This is a genomic window from Pseudomonas sp. GR 6-02, assembly GCF_001655615.1.
Classification (GTDB): Bacteria; Pseudomonadota; Gammaproteobacteria; order Pseudomonadales; family Pseudomonadaceae; genus Aquipseudomonas.
The window spans coordinates 1,767,808-1,787,626 of sequence record NZ_CP011567.1 but is presented as its reverse complement, the minus strand read 5'-3'; the positions used below and the strand labels follow the sequence as shown (position 1 = coordinate 1,787,626).

Annotated in this window: 14 protein-coding genes; all 14 read right to left on the bottom strand. The window is 53.3% G+C overall.

What is annotated here, in order from left to right; translation table 11 throughout:
- Nucleotides 1-118: 118 nt before the first annotated feature.
- The gene (locus tag PGR6_RS07810; RefSeq protein ID WP_177343074.1) at nucleotides 119-5,068 is read right to left on the bottom strand and encodes a glycosyltransferase; all 4,950 of its coding nucleotides are present in this window, start codon (nucleotides 5,066-5,068) and stop codon (nucleotides 119-121) included.
- A gap of 724 nt (nucleotides 5,069-5,792) precedes the next feature.
- Nucleotides 5,793-7,730 carry a glycosyltransferase family 2 protein gene (locus PGR6_RS07805; protein WP_064616671.1) on the bottom strand — a complete coding sequence of 646 codons (1,938 nt, stop codon included), beginning with the start codon at nucleotides 7,728-7,730 and terminating at the stop codon, nucleotides 5,793-5,795.
- 136 nt (nucleotides 7,731-7,866) lie between these two features.
- Entirely contained in the window at nucleotides 7,867-8,886 is a 1,020-nt protein-coding gene (locus PGR6_RS07800; RefSeq protein ID WP_064616668.1) for an MraY family glycosyltransferase, read from the bottom strand.
- Nucleotides 8,883-9,845 (bottom strand): UDP-glucose 4-epimerase family protein, encoded by a 963-nt coding sequence (locus PGR6_RS07795; RefSeq protein WP_064616666.1) that lies wholly within the window; start codon nucleotides 9,843-9,845, stop codon nucleotides 8,883-8,885. Before PGR6_RS07795 ends, PGR6_RS07800 begins: the two co-directional genes overlap by 4 nt.
- Complete coding sequence (locus tag PGR6_RS07790) at nucleotides 9,842-10,765, bottom strand: glycosyltransferase (protein WP_064616664.1); 924 nt, start codon at nucleotides 10,763-10,765, stop codon at nucleotides 9,842-9,844. Before PGR6_RS07790 ends, PGR6_RS07795 begins: the two co-directional genes overlap by 4 nt.
- 54 nt (nucleotides 10,766-10,819) lie before the next feature.
- Entirely contained in the window at nucleotides 10,820-11,710 is an 891-nt protein-coding gene (gene rfbA / locus PGR6_RS07785; protein ID WP_064616662.1) for a glucose-1-phosphate thymidylyltransferase RfbA, read from the bottom strand.
- A complete protein-coding gene (gene rfbD, locus PGR6_RS07780; RefSeq protein ID WP_064616660.1) occupies nucleotides 11,707-12,600 on the bottom strand; it encodes a dTDP-4-dehydrorhamnose reductase in 894 nt (297 codons plus the stop codon). Before rfbD ends, rfbA begins: the two co-directional genes overlap by 4 nt.
- Nucleotides 12,597-13,673: a dTDP-glucose 4,6-dehydratase gene (gene rfbB, locus PGR6_RS07775; RefSeq protein WP_064616658.1), complete on the bottom strand. Its 1,077-nt coding sequence runs from the start codon at nucleotides 13,671-13,673 to the stop codon at nucleotides 12,597-12,599. Before rfbB ends, rfbD begins: the two co-directional genes overlap by 4 nt.
- A 229-nt stretch (nucleotides 13,674-13,902) precedes the next feature.
- A complete protein-coding gene (locus PGR6_RS07770; RefSeq protein WP_064616656.1) occupies nucleotides 13,903-14,142 on the bottom strand; it encodes a LapA family protein in 240 nt (79 codons plus the stop codon).
- Between the two features lie 27 nt (nucleotides 14,143-14,169).
- Nucleotides 14,170-14,466 (bottom strand): integration host factor subunit beta, encoded by a 297-nt coding sequence (gene ihfB / locus PGR6_RS07765; protein WP_003369729.1) that lies wholly within the window; start codon nucleotides 14,464-14,466, stop codon nucleotides 14,170-14,172.
- Between the two features lie 150 nt (nucleotides 14,467-14,616).
- Nucleotides 14,617-14,895: a hypothetical protein gene (locus PGR6_RS07760; protein ID WP_019650498.1), complete on the bottom strand. Its 279-nt coding sequence runs from the start codon at nucleotides 14,893-14,895 to the stop codon at nucleotides 14,617-14,619.
- 217 nt (nucleotides 14,896-15,112) lie between these two features.
- Complete coding sequence (gene rpsA, locus PGR6_RS07755; protein WP_018929851.1) at nucleotides 15,113-16,804, bottom strand: 30S ribosomal protein S1; 1,692 nt, start codon at nucleotides 16,802-16,804, stop codon at nucleotides 15,113-15,115.
- A 119-nt stretch (nucleotides 16,805-16,923) separates the two neighbouring features.
- Nucleotides 16,924-17,613 (bottom strand): (d)CMP kinase, encoded by a 690-nt coding sequence (cmk, locus tag PGR6_RS07750; RefSeq protein WP_007939921.1) that lies wholly within the window; start codon nucleotides 17,611-17,613, stop codon nucleotides 16,924-16,926.
- Entirely contained in the window at nucleotides 17,610-19,817 is a 2,208-nt protein-coding gene (locus tag PGR6_RS07745) for a bifunctional prephenate dehydrogenase/3-phosphoshikimate 1-carboxyvinyltransferase (RefSeq protein ID WP_018929852.1), read from the bottom strand. The genes cmk and PGR6_RS07745 overlap by 4 nt, the downstream gene beginning before the upstream one ends.
- Nucleotides 19,818-19,819 lie beyond the last annotated feature (2 nt).

Genomic DNA, 19,819 nt, shown 5'->3' with positions numbered 1-19,819 from the left:
GCTTACCAAATTGCCGGAGACGCCCGTCTTGCTCTCAGCGCAGGCCTGGTAATCAGCCGGACCTGCCCTGTGAGCCCTCCCCTTAACGCTAGCTGTCCTGCTTACAGCAACTCCCCGGCTACAGGTCTTGGACAGTCAGGCCAGCGCTTTCGGCCTTCGCCGACTCCGCCCTGCGCTGCTGAATGTCACGCTCGAACAAACGAAGATATTGAGAGGCAACGGCGTCAATTCGATATCGACTGGAAACGTCTTTCACCAGGCCGACGGCTTCCTTGTATTTCCGTTCATCTGTCGCGAACGCTGCAATCACGCGGGCCGCACTCTCGATTGGGACGACCCAATCTTCCAACCCGATAATCTCCCCGGCAACGCCGCTCTCTATCGTCAACATGTTTTTGATGTCGCCTACGTCTGTGGCAATGTATGGCTTGCCGGCGAACAGACAATCGACAATGGTCAGAGGGAAACTCTCTGACCTGAAGGTCGATAACATGATGCCCATGTCCGCGGCAGCATAATGGCCTACGGAGTTATCACTAAAGCCAGCCAGGTAAACGAAGTCCGGCGCACCTGCTTGACAGTATTCATCGTACACCAGGCCATTACCGACCAATATAATACGGATGTCCCGACCGGAAAGTGATCGCGCAAGTTCTACCGCCTGGATAGCTTCGCCCCAGCCTTTATCGGGAATTGCCCGACTGACACAACACAATACAAAAGCATCTTCCGGTATACCCATCTGCACGCGCGAGATTGGAACGATTTCCGGCGGCTGCAACCCGTTAGGAACCTTGACAAAACGGGGAGAAGACTTGTCGTACAGTGAGATGTCCGAGAAAGGAACAAGATTTTTCTCAGCGGTGTAGACCCATGTACTGACACCTTTGTCAGCAATGCGCAACTGTTCATCAGTCACTCCATTGCCATGTTCAATCATCCCGTGCAGAGCAGCCACATGGGCGCCAAGCTCGGAAAAAACATCCGGGACATCGACCGGATACTTCTGAACGTACCACTGGTGGCTATTAAGTGCTTCAATTCCGAAATCATGAATGATCTCTTTCACTGATTCGATATTCGACGTCTCGATCACCGGCACGTCGTTTCTCAGCATCTTGCGAACACCATCTTCGCGTTTTGGTATCCCGGCGCTAAACAAGGAGACGGAAATACCTTGGCGTTTAAACTCGTTTGCCAGTCGAATCGGAAGAATTTCGGCACCGCCCGGATAGAAGCCGATGGTGGAAACCATCACGTTCGGCAGTCGGTCAGCCCTTGCACGAACAATCGAATCATGGTCGTACCAACGTAGAAACTCTTCTGCGGAGCCCCCGACATAGTGGTCATACAGCTTCTTGCTGGATTCCTCACAAGCCTCAAGCACCGACATCGGAACATTGTAGAGGGACTGGACCGTTCTGTTCGCCACCCCGAGCTCGCGATAAAAGACCTCTTTGCGATAAGTGGTGTTGGCAGTACTTGCATAATGTCGACGGAAATAGTTTGTACCCTCAGTGGAGTAAGCAATCTTTCCGCCACGCATGATGTGCAAATAGAAGACCCAGTCACCGGCAACCTTCATTGATAACCACGACTGATCATCCAACAGTGGCATATCAACGGGACGCTTGAAAAGCACGCCACTGGCATTAGGTATTGTGTTTTTAATACCCAACGCCGAGCGCACTTCGTTATGCGCTGTGCTTACATAGGAACCCGCCCATTTATTCGCACACTCCAGATCACTTACATAGTTAAGGAACTGGTCCGGCATCACAACTTCGTCGGTCGTTACGAACTCACATTTCGAGTACGCAAGCATGACCGCTTCATCATCAAAACAACTAACAAGCGCCTCCAGGAAACGCTCATCACAGTAATCATCGCTTTCAGCGACCCATACCAGATCACCTTTGGCCGCCTTGATCCCCTTAGCCCACTGATGAAAAACGCCACCCGAATTCGTCTCATTGAACAACAAGCGCGTTATATCAGGGTACTTTTCCGCATAACCAGTTAACACCGAACGGCTATCATCAGTCGAACAGTCATCCATCAGGATAACTTCTATATTCTTGTAAGTCTGCCCATAAATACTATCCAGCCGACGAGCAAGGTAGCTCTCATGATTATAGTTTGGAACAATTACCGAAACTTTTGGCATAACGATACTGGAATCAATATCCAGCAAAGCGCGTGTTGTTTCGTTCAACCGACCAAAACCGGTGATACTGTCTGGCTCAAGGAAAAGTCCTTCCTGCCAATTGTTCCAGGCATTCACGAACAGTAGACGGCGATCCTCGGGGAGCGCCTTTCTCGCGCCCCTGATCGCCGCGTCAAGCCAACGTCCATAGTCACGAATGTGAAAGCGCGAATACACAAGAGGAGAATATTGCTTAAGCGCAGTTTCATCACGCCCCAATGAAATAGCGTGGAAAACCGGAGTAGTACGAAGATGTGTTTTCTGCGCTCGTACGATCCCTTGCGAAGCAACAAGGTTATACGGAACGGTATCTATTCCATTCTTGTTTTGCGGTGTAAATACGCCAGTTTCGCCCGGTACAGGATCTGCAGAAAGATCAAGCACGGCGTCACACAAACCATCCAGGTCCTGCGCCAACTCTTCCGAACCCGCAAAACCAAACTGAGCAATCAGGTACACCCCGTCACACAGTTCATTCAATCGCTCACGTAGCTTGCGAATTGAATCAACGATGTCTTCGTCGTACTCATTGAGTTTAACCACGATGACGGGACGCTCATCAACCCGCACACATCGCTTATCAGCTAGAACTGCAACAACAGGCGTAATCAAGTTGTTCGCCAGGCCTTCCAGATGCAAATCTATTTGAACGCAGAAATTAAAGTCGATTTCTGTGTGGGCAAGAAAAATGTCCAGAGGCTGTGGCGACGCTTGCACAACCGAATCCGCGCTCAGTTTAAAGCAAAAGCCAAAAAAGCCATGGCTCTTGGCACTGAGTACCTGCTGGGTGAGCACACGCCCATCCAACGGATCATACAACCCAAGCATCTTGTCAGGACGTGGTCGCTGCGAATTGCCTTTGGCAGCGAATCTGGCACTACGCAACGCCTCCCAGTCAGGCGATACATAGAACGCGAGCAACTTGATGTCGCTGTTAACCTCACCAAAACGGATGTCGTTTTCGTGATTAATGAGTGCATCCGGTACCGCTATTCTATGCTCCGCCGCGCCAGTGACAATGTAATGCCAAAGCGGGTTGAGACCAATGTGTTGAATGTCTTTGTAAAGTGCGAGATAGGCGCGCGTATCAAAGTCCATGGAAGGATTTTTACCTTCGCGCCAGCCCTGTTCACAGTAGTGCCTGAGCGGATCGACCGAGACCTCTGGCACATCGCTGTACATCGCAAGGTAGTACTTCTCGTCGAACAATCCTGACTTTTTGACGGCTTCGATCTGTGCCTCGAGCACAGCCTTGAGAACCGGTATCGGTGTATATTCACCATACGGATTGAAAACCGCATTGCGCCCGACGGGTCGACGCTTGACCGCCGTCATTTCGCAAATGCGAACTGGCAATCTGATTGGGCGACCTTCGAGCTGTCCGCATTGAATGTAGTGAAGCAGCGGATGAACCTGAGCCTCGGCAACATCAGGGTTGGCCAACAGATAATCCGAAGGACTGAAAGCGGCGCAAGGATTGCGATTTTCTATCCAGCCCTTGAGCATGTAGTGCTTGAGTGGATCAGTGCCTTTTGCACGCACTTCTGCATTATTGGCCAGGTAATAATCCGGATCAAACAACCCGCTTTCCTGAATCTCACGAAGAGTATTTTCGTTATAAAGCTCTCGACGACGCCTTAACGAGTCGACAACTTTACTCCATGTCAGCGTTCTAACGTTATGGACGGACTCTCGCACAAACCCTGAAACCATGCGCACAGACGACATTAAACGCCAGGAATGCGAAGAGAGTAATGCCTGGAGTTCCTGCTGCGTCTTGAGCAGATCAGCCTTCAGACTGACATTCTCTTTTTCGTAATCAACCAAAACGGCTTTGAGATCGACTAACTGCCTATTGAGCACACCCACAGATTGCTCAAGACTGGCGATATGCCGGTCACGTTTAACCAAAGAACCCATGAGCTCTTTTAACTGCGATTCACGCTCGAACAGAGTCGGGTTCAATGAGGCAATTCGCTGATTCAAATCCTCGATCTGTTGGGTCAAGTCCTGAATCTGAAGGGAGCGCGCACCTATTTGTTGACGACTTTCCCGAATCAGCCTGGCCGCGTCAAACGCAAGATCCAACTGCTCTACCGAAAACGCTTCTGTACGTTCTGGTACTTGCCTATCATATTCGAAGACATCAAAATCTTCGGCATACAACTCTTTAATCAAACTCGCACTTCGTTCCGTTATAAAAGCAGGAAGGAAGGGAATGACATTTTCACTTTGCGAAGGCTCTGCGAAAGGATCGGCGGCCTGCTCACCGAAGTGCTCCGATAATGCTTTATGGAGTTCAGAGGAGTTTTCAATTTTGACCAACAAGGAATAATTGATCAAATCCGGACGCAATAGCGTGGCTTGAGGCGCCCAAAAATCTTTTTCAGGTGAAGATGCGCTATTACTTGCGAGATACTCCAGAAACGCCTCAAAAGCCGAAGCAACATCCGCTACGCTTTTTACCGGCTGCTGTAATAACTCAAACTTTGGATACGATGCGACCTGCTCCGGATCTTGTAACAGTATTTTCGACTGCCATGCGGAGAAGATGCGCTTATAAGGATTTCGTACGGCGGCAAATCGAAAATATGTATCAGCAAGAAGCGGTTCCAAAAGGTCGTCTATTTCCAGCCCGCTGACATGGGGCGCAACCTTGTGAATCTCGTGAACAACTTGATCAGAATTGCTTCCCGCAGCCTCACCGACGCCGCGCAAGGCCTGCGAGCAACCTTCCAGTGACGCAAACCACCACTTCAGGGAAGTACTCGCAACTTTTGGGGTACTAACGTATAAAACCTTGTACTTCTCGGAACGGAAACTGTTCCACTTGAGATAGTCGAAGACTTTTTGTTTGTCCACTGATGACAAATCACTAATATTTAGCATATGCGTCAAAAAATCCTATGGGCATGCTGACTCTCAGCAACGCACTTCCAAACGAGTAAATTATCTGCACTAATACGAACACCCTGTAAGACGGCTACAACCATAGCCCTACATAAAAGGGTAACACTTGCAAATGACCACTCCCTGGTTCCACGACGACTTTACGTCGACGACGTTAGCCCCCTTGGGCCGAGTGAACCTCAAACGCGGTCACTGACCCGGAGCAAACAAGCGCGAAACCATCCAAAACTGATTTATAACATTTTTTGGTCTTAACATTCAAAATAGCTCAGAAATACCGGGTTCCTTACCTATGGTCTAGCTGCAGCCCCCAACAAAAAAGGTTCCCCCCTACCGCCAAGAGCGAAAAACACGTCAACCCCAGGCAGACACACAGCGGACTGAATCGTTGACGGGACAGAGGATGGGCACCGCTCGAAACCATCCCGGCCCAGACCTGCGCCCCCTCCCGAAACAGCCAGATTTGATTACTTTAAAGGGCTGCCGCCGTCCATCTGAAAAAAAACCAGAATATTGAGGAGCAAAAAACCAATAAAGAGTCAACAAATCGTATACAAAACCAACCACTTCGACTAACGAGCCAGAGCTACATCAGTAGAAAAATACAAAAAAAGAGTCACTCACTCGGAATGACTCAATTCAAAAACTCGATACCACAAACCGCTAAAGCACGAACTCAGGTATAACTCTTACACGTTTTCAGCGCGTGATTCTTGGCAATATAATATGCGTCATGCAACTGCATATGCCGCTCTACCCGTACAGTGGGGTCACCTGGAGTTCTAAACAAAGACGTGGTTTTTGGCACATAAACAAACTTATTGCCATAACCATACCGCAACCAAAGATTCCAGTCTTCGAGACTGCTCATATCGGTTTGAAATCCGCCTCGTTGCAAGAAGAGATTCTTTTGAAAAAGGAGAGACTGGATAGCTATATAGTTGTGATCCAGCAGAACCTCATAGTCATATTCTTGCTTGAGAATCGGAGGTACCGCATGGCTAACCTCAAAATATTGCCCTTCCACGCCACTGGCAACAGTACCGACTTCCAGCGCCAATGAGTAGGCCGCTACCGCGTCAGCATTTTTCGCCAACGCACCAACAAGCACCTCGACATGATCCGCGAAAAGCAAATCATCATCATCGAGAAACATGCAATATTTTCCGGCAGCCTTTTCCAAACCATAATTACCGGTCACCGAACGACCGACTTTATCGAGGGAGTAGTAACTAACACTCATTCCCTCCGGAAATTCAAAATCAGACACAACCGAGCTCATCGTAGAACCGCCATCCTCAACGACTATCAACTCGATATTCGGGTACGTCTGATTACACACAGACATCATGGACTGTCTGAGAAACTCTCCTCGATTCTTGTAAGTTCGAGTAACCACAGTAACAAGAGGGTAATCAGCCAATGATTCGCCCACCTCCCAGAACGCCCCATCCCTGATCATTTCATAATCAAAGCCCCTGAAAGGGAAATAGCAGTTTTCACTCGGTCCCTTGCCCCGCATAAAATACCGAGCCTTCTTGAATATCACACCGAAGTTTCTGAACACATCGCGACGGGCGCCAGCATAGGGTTCTGGACGGAGCAAAAGCAGGCATTGCAAGATAAAGCCACCCACTCTATCGCTCAAATTCCCATAGCGCAGCCTGATATAAGCATTGGCCAGCGTGCTGCCGGTATACTGAATCGGTTTTATATGATGCTCATGCTCATAGGTATAATGATAGACGACGGCGGATGGGCAATACTTGAGTTGGTATCCATAGGACCTGAAGCGATAGGAAAGCTCGACGTCTTCGCCATACATGAAGATCTCGCGCTCGTATCCACCGACCTCAACGTAAGCCGACCTTCTTACAAGTACGCAAGCATGGGACGACCAGTTGGTTTCCAACGTTACCGGATCATAATATTTAGGGTGTTCATAAGGTGCCTGCCTCAACTCCCAGGATGCCACCTCAGCCTTGGCATCAGCCAGAGCAGCAGCCACCACTTTGGTTATAGAGTCTTTGGCAAAAACGATATCCACATTACTAACAAGAAAATATTCAGAGCGTCCTTTACGGATTGCCTTTTCATGCCCGGCACCAAACCCGACATTGTCGCCTTCCATAATGTCGAAACCAGCCACTTCCTGACCAAGCAATGTCTGCCAACGCTGCAATGCTTCGAGGGTGCTGTCCGAAGACCCGTTATCAACAAAGAACATATTCAATTTGCTGAGCGGGTAATTTTGCGCTCTTAACGATTCAAAAAAACCATCAATCCACTTGCCACTATTGAACGTCACCACCGACACATCAATAACTGGTTGCGCCTGAGCGATCGACGAGCTCTGGAACCGTGAGAAACGACGATTCAATATAGCCTGGATAGCCTTGGTATTATTCCGCGAATTAATCACTAACATTATATTTTCGCGCAAACGCTTGAAAAACAAATGTATACGAACACGAATCCACACAAGGAAAGGAAACTTTTGGTAAAAGGGCCGAATAAACGCTTTAGACTTAGCCAAAAAAGAGCGCAGCCCTCGTGAAAAACGCGTTATGACTTGCCAGATTTTTGAAGCAACCATACTGAATAAACCACTCATCAAATCGAACTCCCTAACCAATGCAACTTAGCGACCTGCAAATATCACAACATCAGCGGCAGGTACATCCCTAGATGCTCTATAAGAGAGGCGACCATGCAAACCCGTGTTGATATGTGTTTTTGACGCTTTTTAATTACACTACTTGCTCCGACTCTCCTGCTTTGTAGGTACGAGCGATAAACAGCAGTGGCGCATAAGCTACGACCATACCAAAAAATCCGGAAATCCAGCCACTTGCTACAGCAATCGATAACGGCATGAGCCATACAAAATTGATAGTGATCGATGCCAGCGTTACTGCTTTATGGCTACGGTGCTTGCGAGAGGCATATTGATAACCATGACTGCGATGGGCTTCATATACCTTTTCACCTCGTAAAAGCCTGCGCATCAGGGTCCACGTCGCATCAACAATGAAAACGCCAAGCATGATCAACCAGCTCCAGAGCAACTCGGGCGACTTGGAGGCTGCCTCAATCGACATCCCTGCTAATACAATCCCCAAAAAACCGCTGCCTGCGTCTCCCATGAAAATTTTCGCCGGCGGATAGTTCCAACAGAGAAAGCCCGCGACCGCAGCTACCAGAGCCAGAGGCCCCCAGGCCAGTTCGAGGTTTGCGCTAAACCAATAGACCAGCAACATTCCGAGGCAGACGCTGATCGCTTCAGCACTGGCCAGGCCGTCAATGCCATCCATGAAGTTGTAAAGATTCAGCATCCAGACCAAATACAGCACAAACAAAATATTCCCAATCCACCCTGGATCAAGGGTGACTCCAAAGAGCGTGACGCCAGGAGAGCCTCCCAGCCAATATAACGCCCATATCGAGGCTGCAAAATGGCCTAATAGGCGCCACCTTGCGGCGATATGCCCGTGATCATCGGCAAAACCGATAAGCGCGACCAACAAGCCGCCCCCCAGTAAACCGACGAGCGTCGCCAGGCTCATCAAATCAAGCCCCCGAAGGATCAGAAGCGCCAACAGAAAGGAGACAACAATAGCTACACCTCCACCCCGAGGAGTAGGCACAGAGTGAGAGCTGCGCTCGTTTGGTGTATCCATCAAGCTATTGGCCAAAGCATAACGACGTAAAACAAACGTCAGCCCCCAGGAAACAACGAATACTGCTAGTAGCAGCCACAAAAAAGTCATTTCGTCTGCGCGTCCAGATAGTGACCTGCGGTTTGGCGCATGGCTTCATCCATGTTGATGGGGGGGGTCCACCCCAATAATTCACGATTTTTGCTGATGTCGACCTGCAATGACCCGCAGATCCGTTGAGCAACGGATTGCTTTCTCAATGCCGAAGCTGCCATTACCAGCAACCACTTTGGCAGTGGCAAGAGCCAGGCCTTCGTCCCGAGCGCATTGCCCAGGCGACGTAGTATTTCAGTTGTGGACAAGTCCTGGCCATCACTGACCAGAAAGGTTTGGTTCGCTGCGGCAGGATGATCGATACAGGTGATTACAAGGTCCACCAGGTTTCCGATCGCCACAAGGCTACGCTGGTTCCGAACCGCTCCCAACGGTAACGGAATACCTTTGTTCAGCCAGCGCAGCATACTCAGAAAATTGGCTTTAACACCCGCCCCATAGATCAATGGCGGGCGAATAATCACCACTTCCATTCCGGTTTCGCGAGCAAGTTTTCTCAGGCCTTGTTCAGCCTCGTGCTTGGACACGCCATAAGGATCCGCCGGGGCCGGTGTATCATCAGCCTTGAACGGCTTGCCTGGCTGGGTGCTTTCGCCATTGACCTTGATCGAACTGATGAAGATGAAGCGTTTGACTCCCGATTCAGCGGCGCGCTTTGCCAACCGAAGAGTGCCCTCCACATTAACCTTGCGAAACTCGGCCAAGGCATCAGAAGCGATTTCGTTCATCACATGAACTCTGGCCGCCGCGTGGACGACCGCACTGACTTCCTTCAACTCAGGCAAGGCTTCAGGATCATTCAGATCAAAGGGTACAACCGGGCATAAACCCTGCAACCGGGTGAGACTGCGAGCGGCCGCGATCGGAGCGAACTGTTTGTCCACCAACATCCTGAAAACCAGCGCCTCACCCACGAAACCGCCTGCCCCCGTGACCAATACCTTTGGGGCTGTCATTGAGCTTTGTTTCCCATCAATGCGGTGAACCAACAGATAAAAAAGAAAAAAATCTTGTCCCGCACCCGGCGCCTGCATTGCCAGGCACTGAAGGACAGTTTCATCAGTTCCGTACGCCGTAATTGCAACAAGACGCCTTTAAAGGGCTTCGCCCCCTGCCCCACCAGATCTGCAATCAGGTGAACCTGACCGAACCACCAACCGTCATGAATGGTTTTGTAACGAGCGATCAACGGACTCAGGCCTGTGTTGGCACCCACCTGATTACGCTCGTGCTGCCGGTAATCCATGCTGGGTAACGGGTCGATATACCAACGGTAACCATGACTGCGCGCAAAGGCGTAGAAATACCAGTCATGCAAAGTTACACCTTGCAGTTGCTGCCAGTTGGCGAGCATCGAGCCTTTCAAGGCTTCTATCAGGCTTTTTCTAAAGACATAGGTGCAGCCAGGCCCGGCTGCCTCGAACAAAAAATCCCAGGCGACCTGAGGTTGCGCCTTGTCCAGCAGCAGGGTTCTGCCATTTGGCCAGAACGCCGTCACGTTACTGGAGTAGGCATCCACTCCTCGTGCCTGCAACGCCTGGGTTGCTCTGTGCAGCTTATCGGGATACCAGATGTCGTCCTGGTCGGCAAAGGCGACGAAGTCGTAGCCATCGAAGTCAACGTCCCGGATCAGCCGAAAGAAGTTGCGCGATGCTCCGCCGAAGCGATTGGCATCCGGAAGCACTACAACTGCTGGATGCTCAGCCGCATAAGCTCTGCACCACGCCTCGGTGCCGTCAGTAGAGGGGTCGATGCTAATGTGCAGGGTAACGTCGACCGATAACTGGCCGAGAATCGAGACCAATTGCTCCTCAATCCACTGCATTCCGTTGTACGCAGCCAGCAAAACTGCAACCTTGGGATGTTTTACTGGCATGCTATTCCTGCTTGCTCGGATTAAACGCTAGGTTTGAAAGTAAACCCTCTCGACTCAGAGGGAATCCAAATCCAGCAGTTTTTGCAGGTACTGACCATAGCCAGTCTTCTTCAGCCTATCGGCCTGAGCGCCCAACTGTTCAGCGGTAATCCAACCGTTGTTGTAGGCGATCTCCTCCAGGCAGGCCACTTTCAAGCCTTGACGCTGCTCGATCGTGTGCACGAAGTGACTGGCCTCGAGCAACGAGTCGTGAGTCCCCGTGTCCAGCCAGGCAAAACCGCGTCCGAGCATTTCTACATTGAGGGTGTTTTGCTCGAGGTAGGCGCGGTTAACGTCGGTGATTTCCAACTCGCCACGCTCGGATGGCTTGATGTTCTTGGCGATCTCGACAACCTGGTTGTCGTAGAAGTACAGGCCAGTCACCGCGTAGCTGGATTTTGGCTTCAGCGGCTTCTCTTCGATGCTCAAGGCACGGCCGGCAGCGTCGAACTCGACGACACCAAAACGCTCTGGATCCGACACGTGATAGCCGAATACAGTCGCGCCGCGTTCTTGAGTGCTAGCCGAACGCAGGTTGTCCGAGAAGTGTTGACCGTAAAAGATGTTGTCGCCCAGGATCAGGCAGCAAGGATCCTTGCCAATGAATTCTTCGCCGATGATGAAAGCCTGAGCCAGACCATCCGGGCTAGGTTGCTCGGCATAAGTCAGCTTGATGCCGTACAGGCTGCCGTCACCCAACAACTTCTGGAAACATGGCAGGTCTTCAGGCGTGGAGATAATCAGGACTTCGCGCATACCGGCGAGCATCAACACCGACAGCGGATAGAAGATCATCGGCTTGTCGTAGATTGGCAGCATTTGCTTGGATACGCCGAGGGTCAGCGGGTGCAGACGAGTGCCCGAGCCGCCAGCGAGGATGATGCCTTTACGATTTGTCGTGGTCATTTATTCAGGACTTCCATAAGCATTCGGGTGACACCACTTTGCCAATCCGGCAAGTGTAGAGAAAAATTTTCGCGCAGCTTCTGAGTGTTCAACCGGGAATTCAGAGGGCGGCGTGCCGGTGTTGGATAAGCGGTCGTGTCGATCGGATTGATTGCCGTGACAGCAAGCTCTTCACCGTTGGCCTTGGCAAAACCAATCACATGGCTGGCATAGCCGTGCCAGGACACTTCGCCAGCGGCCGCCAGATGATACAGACCCGCCAGCTCAGGACGCTGCAAGACTTGCTGAATAGCCAGCGCCGTCACGTCGGCGATCAGGTCTGCGCCGGTAGGGGCGCCGATCTGGTCGGCGATGACGCTCAGGGTTTCGCGATCCTTGGCCAGGCGCAACATAGTCTTGGCGAAGTTGTTGCCGCGTGCGCCATAGACCCAACTGGTGCGGAAGATCAGGTGCTTGCAGCCGGAGGCGATAATCGCCTGCTCGCCGGCAAGTTTGCTGGCACCGTAGTGATTCACCGGCGCGACAGCATCTGTCTCTTGCCATGGCGTCAGGCCTTCACCGCTGAACACGTAATCGGTCGAGTAGTGAATCAGCCACGCCCCTAGAGATGCCACCTCTTCAGCCATGACCTGACTCGCCTGACCGTTCACGCGGTCGGCCAACTCTGTCTCGGACTCAGCTTTATCGACCGCCGTGTAGGCCGCTGCGTTGACGATGACGTCTGGTTTGACCTGACGAATCGTCGTGCGCAACGCATCGAGATCAGACAGGTCACCGCTCAAACCATCAACCGGGTGACGATCCAATGCGATCAGTTCACCAAGAGGCGCCAGGGAGCGTTGCAGCTCCCAGCCCACTTGACCGTTTTTTCCCAACAGGAGGATTTTCATGCCTTGTCCGAACGGTCCGTGTAGTTCTGGTCGATCCATTGCTGGTAGCTGCCGCTCTTCACGTGAGCGACCCACTCAGCGTTGTTCAGATACCACTCGACGGTTTTGCGGATGCCGGTTTCAAAAGTCTCTTCCGGCGTCCAACCCAGCTCACACTGGATCTTGCTGGCGTCGATCGCGTAACGCTGGTCGTGGCCCGGGCGATCCTGAACGTAGGTGATCAGGCTGGCGTGTGGACGATGAGCGGAGTCTGGACGCAGCTCGTCGAGCAGTGCACAAAGGGTATGCACCACTTCGATGTTTTGTTTCTCGTTATGGCCGCCGATGTTGTAGGTCTCGCCGATAACACCTTCGGTCACGACTTTGTAGAGTGCGCGGGCGTGGTCTTCGACGTAGAGCCAGTCACGGACCTGATTGCCTTTGCCGTAGACCGGCAGCGGCTTGCCTTCCAGCGCGTTGAGAATGATCAGCGGGATCAACTTCTCAGGGAAGTGGCAAGGACCGTAGTTGTTCGAGCAGTTGGTGACCAGGGTCGGCAAGCCATAAGTACGGCTCCAGGCGCGAACCAGGTGATCGGAACTGGCCTTGCTCGCGGAGTAAGGCGAACTTGGCTGATATGGCGTTGTTTCGGTGAAGAGGTCTTCCGGACCTTCAAGGTCTCCGTAAACTTCGTCAGTCGAAATGTGGTGGAAGCGGAAGCTGGCTTTACGCGCGTCATCCAGCGCCGCCCAGTAGTGGCGCGCAGCTTCAAGCAGGGTGTAAGTGCCAATAATGTTGGTCTGGATGAATTCGGACGGGCCGGAGATCGAGCGATCAACGTGGGACTCTGCGGCCAGGTGCATGATGGCATCCGGCTGGTGTTCACGCAGGACACGGTCAATTTGATCGCGGTCACAGATATCGACGCGCTCGAACGCATAGCGCGGGTCTTCGCTGACTTCGGCCAAGGACTCAAGATTGCCGGCATAAGTCAGCTTATCGACGTTAACGACAGCGTCAGTGGTGTTGGAGATGATATGACGGATGACCGCCGAGCCAATAAACCCGGCGCCGCCGGTAACTAGAATTTTCACGCGAAACCATACCCTTGAGTTGCTGACAGGGCCGCCAACCGAGCACTGTCGAATCCATGAATGCAAAAGCCATCAAATTCGCTGAGGCTTCTGACAGAGTCAGTCTGAACCGATGTGGGAATATGCCACTATCGGATAAGCGCAGCATTTTACAGCTAAATGAAGGTTTTACTAATGGATATAGACAAGCTGTGATGCAAATCCGATGCTCACCATGGGTTTGTCGCAATCAGACAAGGCGCTTGCGTGAGGCTCTGGACGTACGCCCCAGAAACCAGCCGAGAACCGGCCCTATCACCATACCGATCAGCAACGTAATCACCATGATCAACGACACTGGCAACTGCGGGCTCGCCCACCCCAGGAACAGCAGTGACATGGCCTGCTGATTCTCAAGAACGAACGCCAGGATCGCCAGAACAAGCAACAGGACAAATACAGCGAGGAGTACGCGCTTGAAGTTACGCATCAGCGGCTCCCTGGAGTGCAACAGCCGTCAAAGCCCTTCCTCCTCATCCTCGTTCACACGATCACGCAGTTCTTTGCCTGGCTTGAAATGTGGAACGAACTTGCCGTCAAGGCTGACGGACTGACCGGTTTTTGGATTACGCCCCACGCGCGGCGCGCGATAGTGCAGTGAAAAGCTGCCAAAACCACGGATCTCGATTCGATCACCAGTGGCCAGACATTGGGACATTTGCTCAAGCATGGTCTTGATGGCCAGCTCCACATCTTTAGATGAGAGTAGCCCTTGATGGGTGACAATTCGTTCGATCAACTCCGACTTCGTCATATTTTTCCCTTCTTTTTCAAGCAGCTAGATCAGCGCTTCAAAGGTTTTAGCATGCCCCGAGTAATTTGAACAGCCCGAGTGTTGACATATCGTCCCCAGCAGCGAGATGCCCGATTTCAAGGCACCGGAACTCTGATCGAACCCACACACTCACCTGCAGATAACCAGCATGGTGCGTGTCAGATAGCCTGCGGGATTGAAACCGAAAGGGAATATATCTTCCTCCTTGGCGTCATCAGACCTTACGATGACTTTATAACCTGCCCCTTTACACTCCTTGGCCGCTCGCTTGTGACACCTCTCCCATCCTGAGCCCAATCCCGAACAATCGACCTCTATACCACTGACGCCGCGCACCACATGAGTCTTGGCGCTGGTGGTACAACCTGCCAATGTCATTACTGCTATCACGACAATGAGCTTATTCATTCACTTCCTTATGCCGGATACGCAACCCGGCGGTCGTTCACTTCAGACTAAGCCTAGCCTTGAATAGACGATTGACCTGTATGAAGTTACAGACAACTTATGTAGATCATTGGTTTCACGAAAGAAATATTGCAGCGTCAGCACGTCTGGGATTCACCAAATCGCAGACACAAAAAAGGGCGACCGAAGTCGCCCTTTTTCTATGGTCTGACAGAACTCAGTTCTGTTTTTCCATTTGTGCACGCAACAGGTCGCCCAGAGTGGTAGGACCAGCAGCGATGTCAGCAGCAGGCTTGTCTTTCAAGCTCTGGATTGCTTCTTTCTCTTCAGCATCATCTTTCGACTTGATGGAGAGCTGGATTACGCGGCTCTTGCGATCAACGCTGATGATCTTGGCTTCTACTTCCTGGCCTTCTTTCAGAACGTTACGCGCGTCTTCAACGCGGTCACGGCTGATTTCGGAGGCTTTCAGAGTCGCTTCGATATCGTCGGCCAGAGTGATGATGGCGCCTTTAGCGTCAACTTCTTTCACGATGCCTTTAACGATGGCGCCTTTGTCGTTCTCTTGAACGTACTCGGAGAACGGATCGCTTTCCAGTTGCTTGATACCCAGGGAGATGCGCTCGCGCTCTGGGTCAACCGACAGGATAACGGTGTCCAGCTCGTCGCCTTTCTTGAAGCGGCGTACGGCTTCTTCGCCCACTTCGTTCCAGGAGATGTCGGACAGGTGAACCAGACCGTCGATGCCGCCGTCCAGACCAATGAAGATACCGAAATCGGTGATCGACTTGATGGTGCCGGAGATTTTATCGCCCTTGTTGAACTGGCCAGAGAAATCTTCCCATGGGTTAGATTTGCACTGCTTGATGCCGAGGGAGATACGACGACGCTCTTCGTCGATGTCCAGAACCATAACTTCCACTTCGTCGCCGACTTGTACGACTTTCGAAGGGTGGATGTTCTTGTTGGTCCAGTCCATTTCGGAAACGTGCACCAGACCTTCAACGCCTTCTTCCAGCTCAGCGAAGCAGCCGTAGTCGGTCAGGTTGGTTACACGAGCGGTAACGCGAGTGCTTTCTGGGTAACGGGCTTTGATAGCAACCCATGGATCTTCGCCCAGTTGCTTGAGGCCCAGGGAAACACGATTGCGCTCGCGATCGTACTTCAGAACCTTGACATCGATCTCGTCGCCAACGTTGACGATTTCGGAAGGATGCTTGATACGCTTCCAAGCCATGTCGGTAATGTGCAGCAGGCCATCGACGCCACCCAGATCGACGAATGCGCCGTAATCGGTGAGGTTCTTGACGATACCTTTGACTTGTTGGCCTTCCTGCAGGGATTCCAGCAGAGCTTCACGCTCGGCGGAGTTCTCGGCTTCGAGGACGCTGCGACGGGAAACGACAACGTTGTTGCGTTTCTGGTCGAGCTTGATGACCTTGAATTCCAGCTCTTTGCCTTCCAGGTGCGTGGTGTCGCGCACTGGACGGACGTCAACCAGAGAACCTGGCAGGAACGCACGGATGCCGTTAACGTCGACAGTGAAGCCGCCTTTAACCTTACCGTTGATAACGCCCTTGACCACTTCTTCGGCTGCGAAGGCTGCTTCCAGAACAATCCAGCATTCAGCGCGCTTGGCTTTTTCACGGGACAGCTTGGTTTCACCAAAGCCGTCTTCAACCGAGTCCAGAGCAACGTGAACTTCGTCACCGACGTTGATGTTCAGTTCGCCAGCGTCGTTGTAGAACTGCTCAAGCGGGATGAGTGCTTCAGACTTCAGGCCAGCGTGAACGGTTACCCAGCGAGCTTGGTAATCGATATCAACGATAACACCGGTGATGATGGAGCCTGCCTGAAGGTTCAGGGTTTTTAGGCTTTCTTCAAAGAGTTCCGCAAAGCTTTCGCTCATTTTAATTCCTGTTGATAAGGGCGAAGAATACGCCCATCTCCACATCCCAGACGATGTGGGTTAGTTTCATTTAAAAGAAGCTCCGCAGGACTATGACTGGTCCCCTGCGGCCCTCTTGGTCACCCGGCGATATCGCGAATGGCGATCTCGCTCATGATGCGTTCCAGCACCTGGTCGATGGATAATTCCGTGGAATCCAGCTGTATGGCGTCAGCCGCCGGTTTGAGCGGGGCTACCGCTCGCTGGGTGTCACGCTCATCGCGCGCACGTATCTCATCTAGCAGACTCGACAGACTAACACCATCGACTTTGCCCTTCAACTGCAAGTAACGTCGGCGCGCACGCTCTTCGGCACTGGCAGTGAGGAAAATCTTCAAGGGCGCGTCGGGAAATACCACCGTACCCATGTCGCGACCATCGGCCACCAGACCCGGCGCCTCCTGAAAAGCCCGCTGACGCTGCAGCAACGCCTCGCGAACCGCAGGCAACGCGGCGACCTGCGAGGCACCCGAGCCGACACTCTCGGTACGGATCACATCGCTGACTTCATCACCTTCCAGAATAATGCGCTGCAACTGACCGTCGGTCGCTGCGATGAACTGCACATCCAGATGAGCGGCGAGCTTCTTGAGCAATTCCTCATTGGTCAGGTCGACGCCATGGTTATGCGCGGCGAAAGCCAGCAATCGATAAAGTGCACCGGAATCCAGCAGGTTCCAGCCCAGGCGCTTGGCCAGAATCCCGGCGACAGTACCTTTGCCAGAGCCGCTTGGCCCATCAATAGTGATGACCGGTGCAATGCTGATCACGACTGAGCCTCTTGTGCAACACGGATACCGACCTGCGCGCACAGCGCGAGGAAGTTCGGGAACGAGGTCGCGACGTTGGCGCAATCATGGATGCGGATCGGCGCAGTGGCGCGCAGTGAAGCCACGCTGAAGGCCATGGCAATCCGGTGGTCGCCGTGACCGTGCACTTCGCCGCCGCCGATCTGGCCGCCGTCGATGATGAGGCCGTCCGGAGTGGGCTCGCACTTGACGCCCAGCGCCAGCAGACCGTCCGCCATGACCTGGATCCGGTCCGATTCCTTCACGCGCAGCTCTTCGGCACCACGCAGCACAGTGCGACCTTCGGCACATGCAGCCGCCACGAACAGCACCGGAAACTCGTCGATAGCCAGTGGCACCAGCGCTTCGGGAATCTCGATACCTTTGAGTTTAGCTGCCCGTACGCGCAGGTCGGCTACCGGCTCGCCACCGACTTCACGCTGGTTTTCCAGAGTGATGTCAGCGCCCATCAGACGCAGGATGTCGATTACGCCGGTACGGGTCGGGTTGATGCCGACGTGTTCGAGCACCAGCTCCGAACCTTCGGCAATCGACGCCGCCACCAGGAAGAACGCCGACGACGAGATATCGCCCGGCACCTCAATGTGGGTCGCGGTCAGCTTGTGGCCGGACTCGACCGAGGCGGTCGCCCCGTTAACGGTCACCGGGTAGCCGAAGCCGCGCAACATGCGCTCAGTGTGGTCGCGAGTCGGTGCCGGCTCGGTGACCGTGGTCTTGCCTTCGGCATACAGACCCGCCAGCAGCAGGCAGGATTTAACCTGGGCACTGGCCATCGGCATGGTGTAAGTCAGGCCCTTGAGCTTGTTGCCGCCACGAATGGTCATCGGTGGACGACCGTCAGCGGCGGTCTCGATCACAGCGCCCATTTCACGTAGCGGATTGGCCACGCGATTCATCGGACGCTTGGACAACGAAGCGTCGCCGGTCAGGGTACTGTCGAAGTTCTGCGCAGCCAGCAGGCCAGACAGCAGACGCATCGAAGTGCCGGAGTTACCCAGATAGATCGGGCCCGGCGCAGGCTTCAGGCCATGCAGGCCGACGCCGTGAATGGTCACGCGACCATGGTGCGGACCTTCGATGACGACACCCATGTCGCGGAAAGCTTGCAGGGTCGCCAGGGCGTCTTCGCCCTCGAGGAAACCTTCCACTTCAGTGACGCCTTCGGCCAGGGAACCGAGCATGATCGAGCGGTGGGAAATCGATTTGTCGCCCGGTACACGAATCCGCCCAGTCAGGCGGCCACCAGGTTGTGCCAGGAAAATCAGATCGTTGGAATTCATAGCGTCCACATAGGCCCGGCGGGCCAGGATTTTACTGAAATGCTCGCGGGCAACCCGGGCGCGAGTGAACACGCCCAACAATTGGTGCCCATCCCCTGCATCGACCGCGTCGCGCAAGGCGTCGAGGTCGCTGCGAAATGTATCGAGTGTGCGCAGGACAGCTTCGCGGTTGGCGAGGAAGATGTCGTGCCACATGACCGGGTCGCTACCGGCGATTCTTGTGAAATCGCGGAAACCGCCCGCAGCGTAACGGAAGATCTCAAGATTTTCATTGCGTTTGGCCAATGAATCGACCAAACCGAACGCCAGCAAGTGCGGCAAATGGCTGGTCGCCGCCAACACTTCGTCATGACGCTCGACTTGCATGTGCTCGACGTCGGCGCCCAATTCGCGCCACAACCGGTCGACCACCGCCAGCGCGGCCGGATCGGTCTGATCCAGCGGCGTCAGAATCACTTTATGGCGACGGAACAGGTCAGCATTGGAGGCTTCCACCCCGCTCTGCTCGGAACCGGCAATCGGATGCCCTGGCACGAAACGCGCCGGCATACCGCCAAACGCCTCGGTCGCCGCGCGCACCACATTGCCCTTGGCACTGCCGACGTCAGTCAGGATCGCCTGCCCCAGATCCATGCCCGCCAACAGCGCGAGCAGTTTCTCCATGGCCAGGATCGGCACCGCCAACTGAATCACGTCCGCGCCCTGGCAAGCCGCCACCAGGTCTTCTTCGCAGCGATCCACCACACCCAACTCGACCGCCAGCTTGCGCGACTGCGGGTCGAGATCGACCCCGACCACTTCGCGGCACAGACCGCTTTCACGCAGGCCTTTGGCAAACGAACCGCCGATCAACCCCAGACCGACCACCACCAGGCGACCGATCATAG

Coding starts and splice junctions, on each gene's coding strand:
- ihfB (WP_003369729.1), bottom strand. CDS start 14,466: ATGACGAAGTCGGAGTTGATCGAACGAATTGTCACCCATCAAGGGCTA.
- PGR6_RS07790 (WP_064616664.1), bottom strand. CDS start 10,765: ATGCCAGTAAAACATCCCAAGGTTGCAGTTTTGCTGGCTGCGTACAAC.
- PGR6_RS07760 (WP_019650498.1), bottom strand. CDS start 14,895: ATGAATAAGCTCATTGTCGTGATAGCAGTAATGACATTGGCAGGTTGT.
- rfbA (WP_064616662.1), bottom strand. CDS start 11,710: ATGACCACGACAAATCGTAAAGGCATCATCCTCGCTGGCGGCTCGGGC.
- PGR6_RS07805 (WP_064616671.1), bottom strand. CDS start 7,730: ATGAGTGGTTTATTCAGTATGGTTGCTTCAAAAATCTGGCAAGTCATA.
- PGR6_RS07770 (WP_064616656.1), bottom strand. CDS start 14,142: ATGCGTAACTTCAAGCGCGTACTCCTCGCTGTATTTGTCCTGTTGCTT.
- rfbD (WP_064616660.1), bottom strand. CDS start 12,600: ATGAAAATCCTCCTGTTGGGAAAAAACGGTCAAGTGGGCTGGGAGCTG.
- PGR6_RS07800 (WP_064616668.1), bottom strand. CDS start 8,886: ATGACTTTTTTGTGGCTGCTACTAGCAGTATTCGTTGTTTCCTGGGGG.
- rpsA (WP_018929851.1), bottom strand. CDS start 16,804: ATGAGCGAAAGCTTTGCGGAACTCTTTGAAGAAAGCCTAAAAACCCTG.
- PGR6_RS07745 (WP_018929852.1), bottom strand. CDS start 19,817: ATGATCGGTCGCCTGGTGGTGGTCGGTCTGGGGTTGATCGGCGGTTCG.
- PGR6_RS07795 (WP_064616666.1), bottom strand. CDS start 9,845: ATGACAGCCCCAAAGGTATTGGTCACGGGGGCAGGCGGTTTCGTGGGT.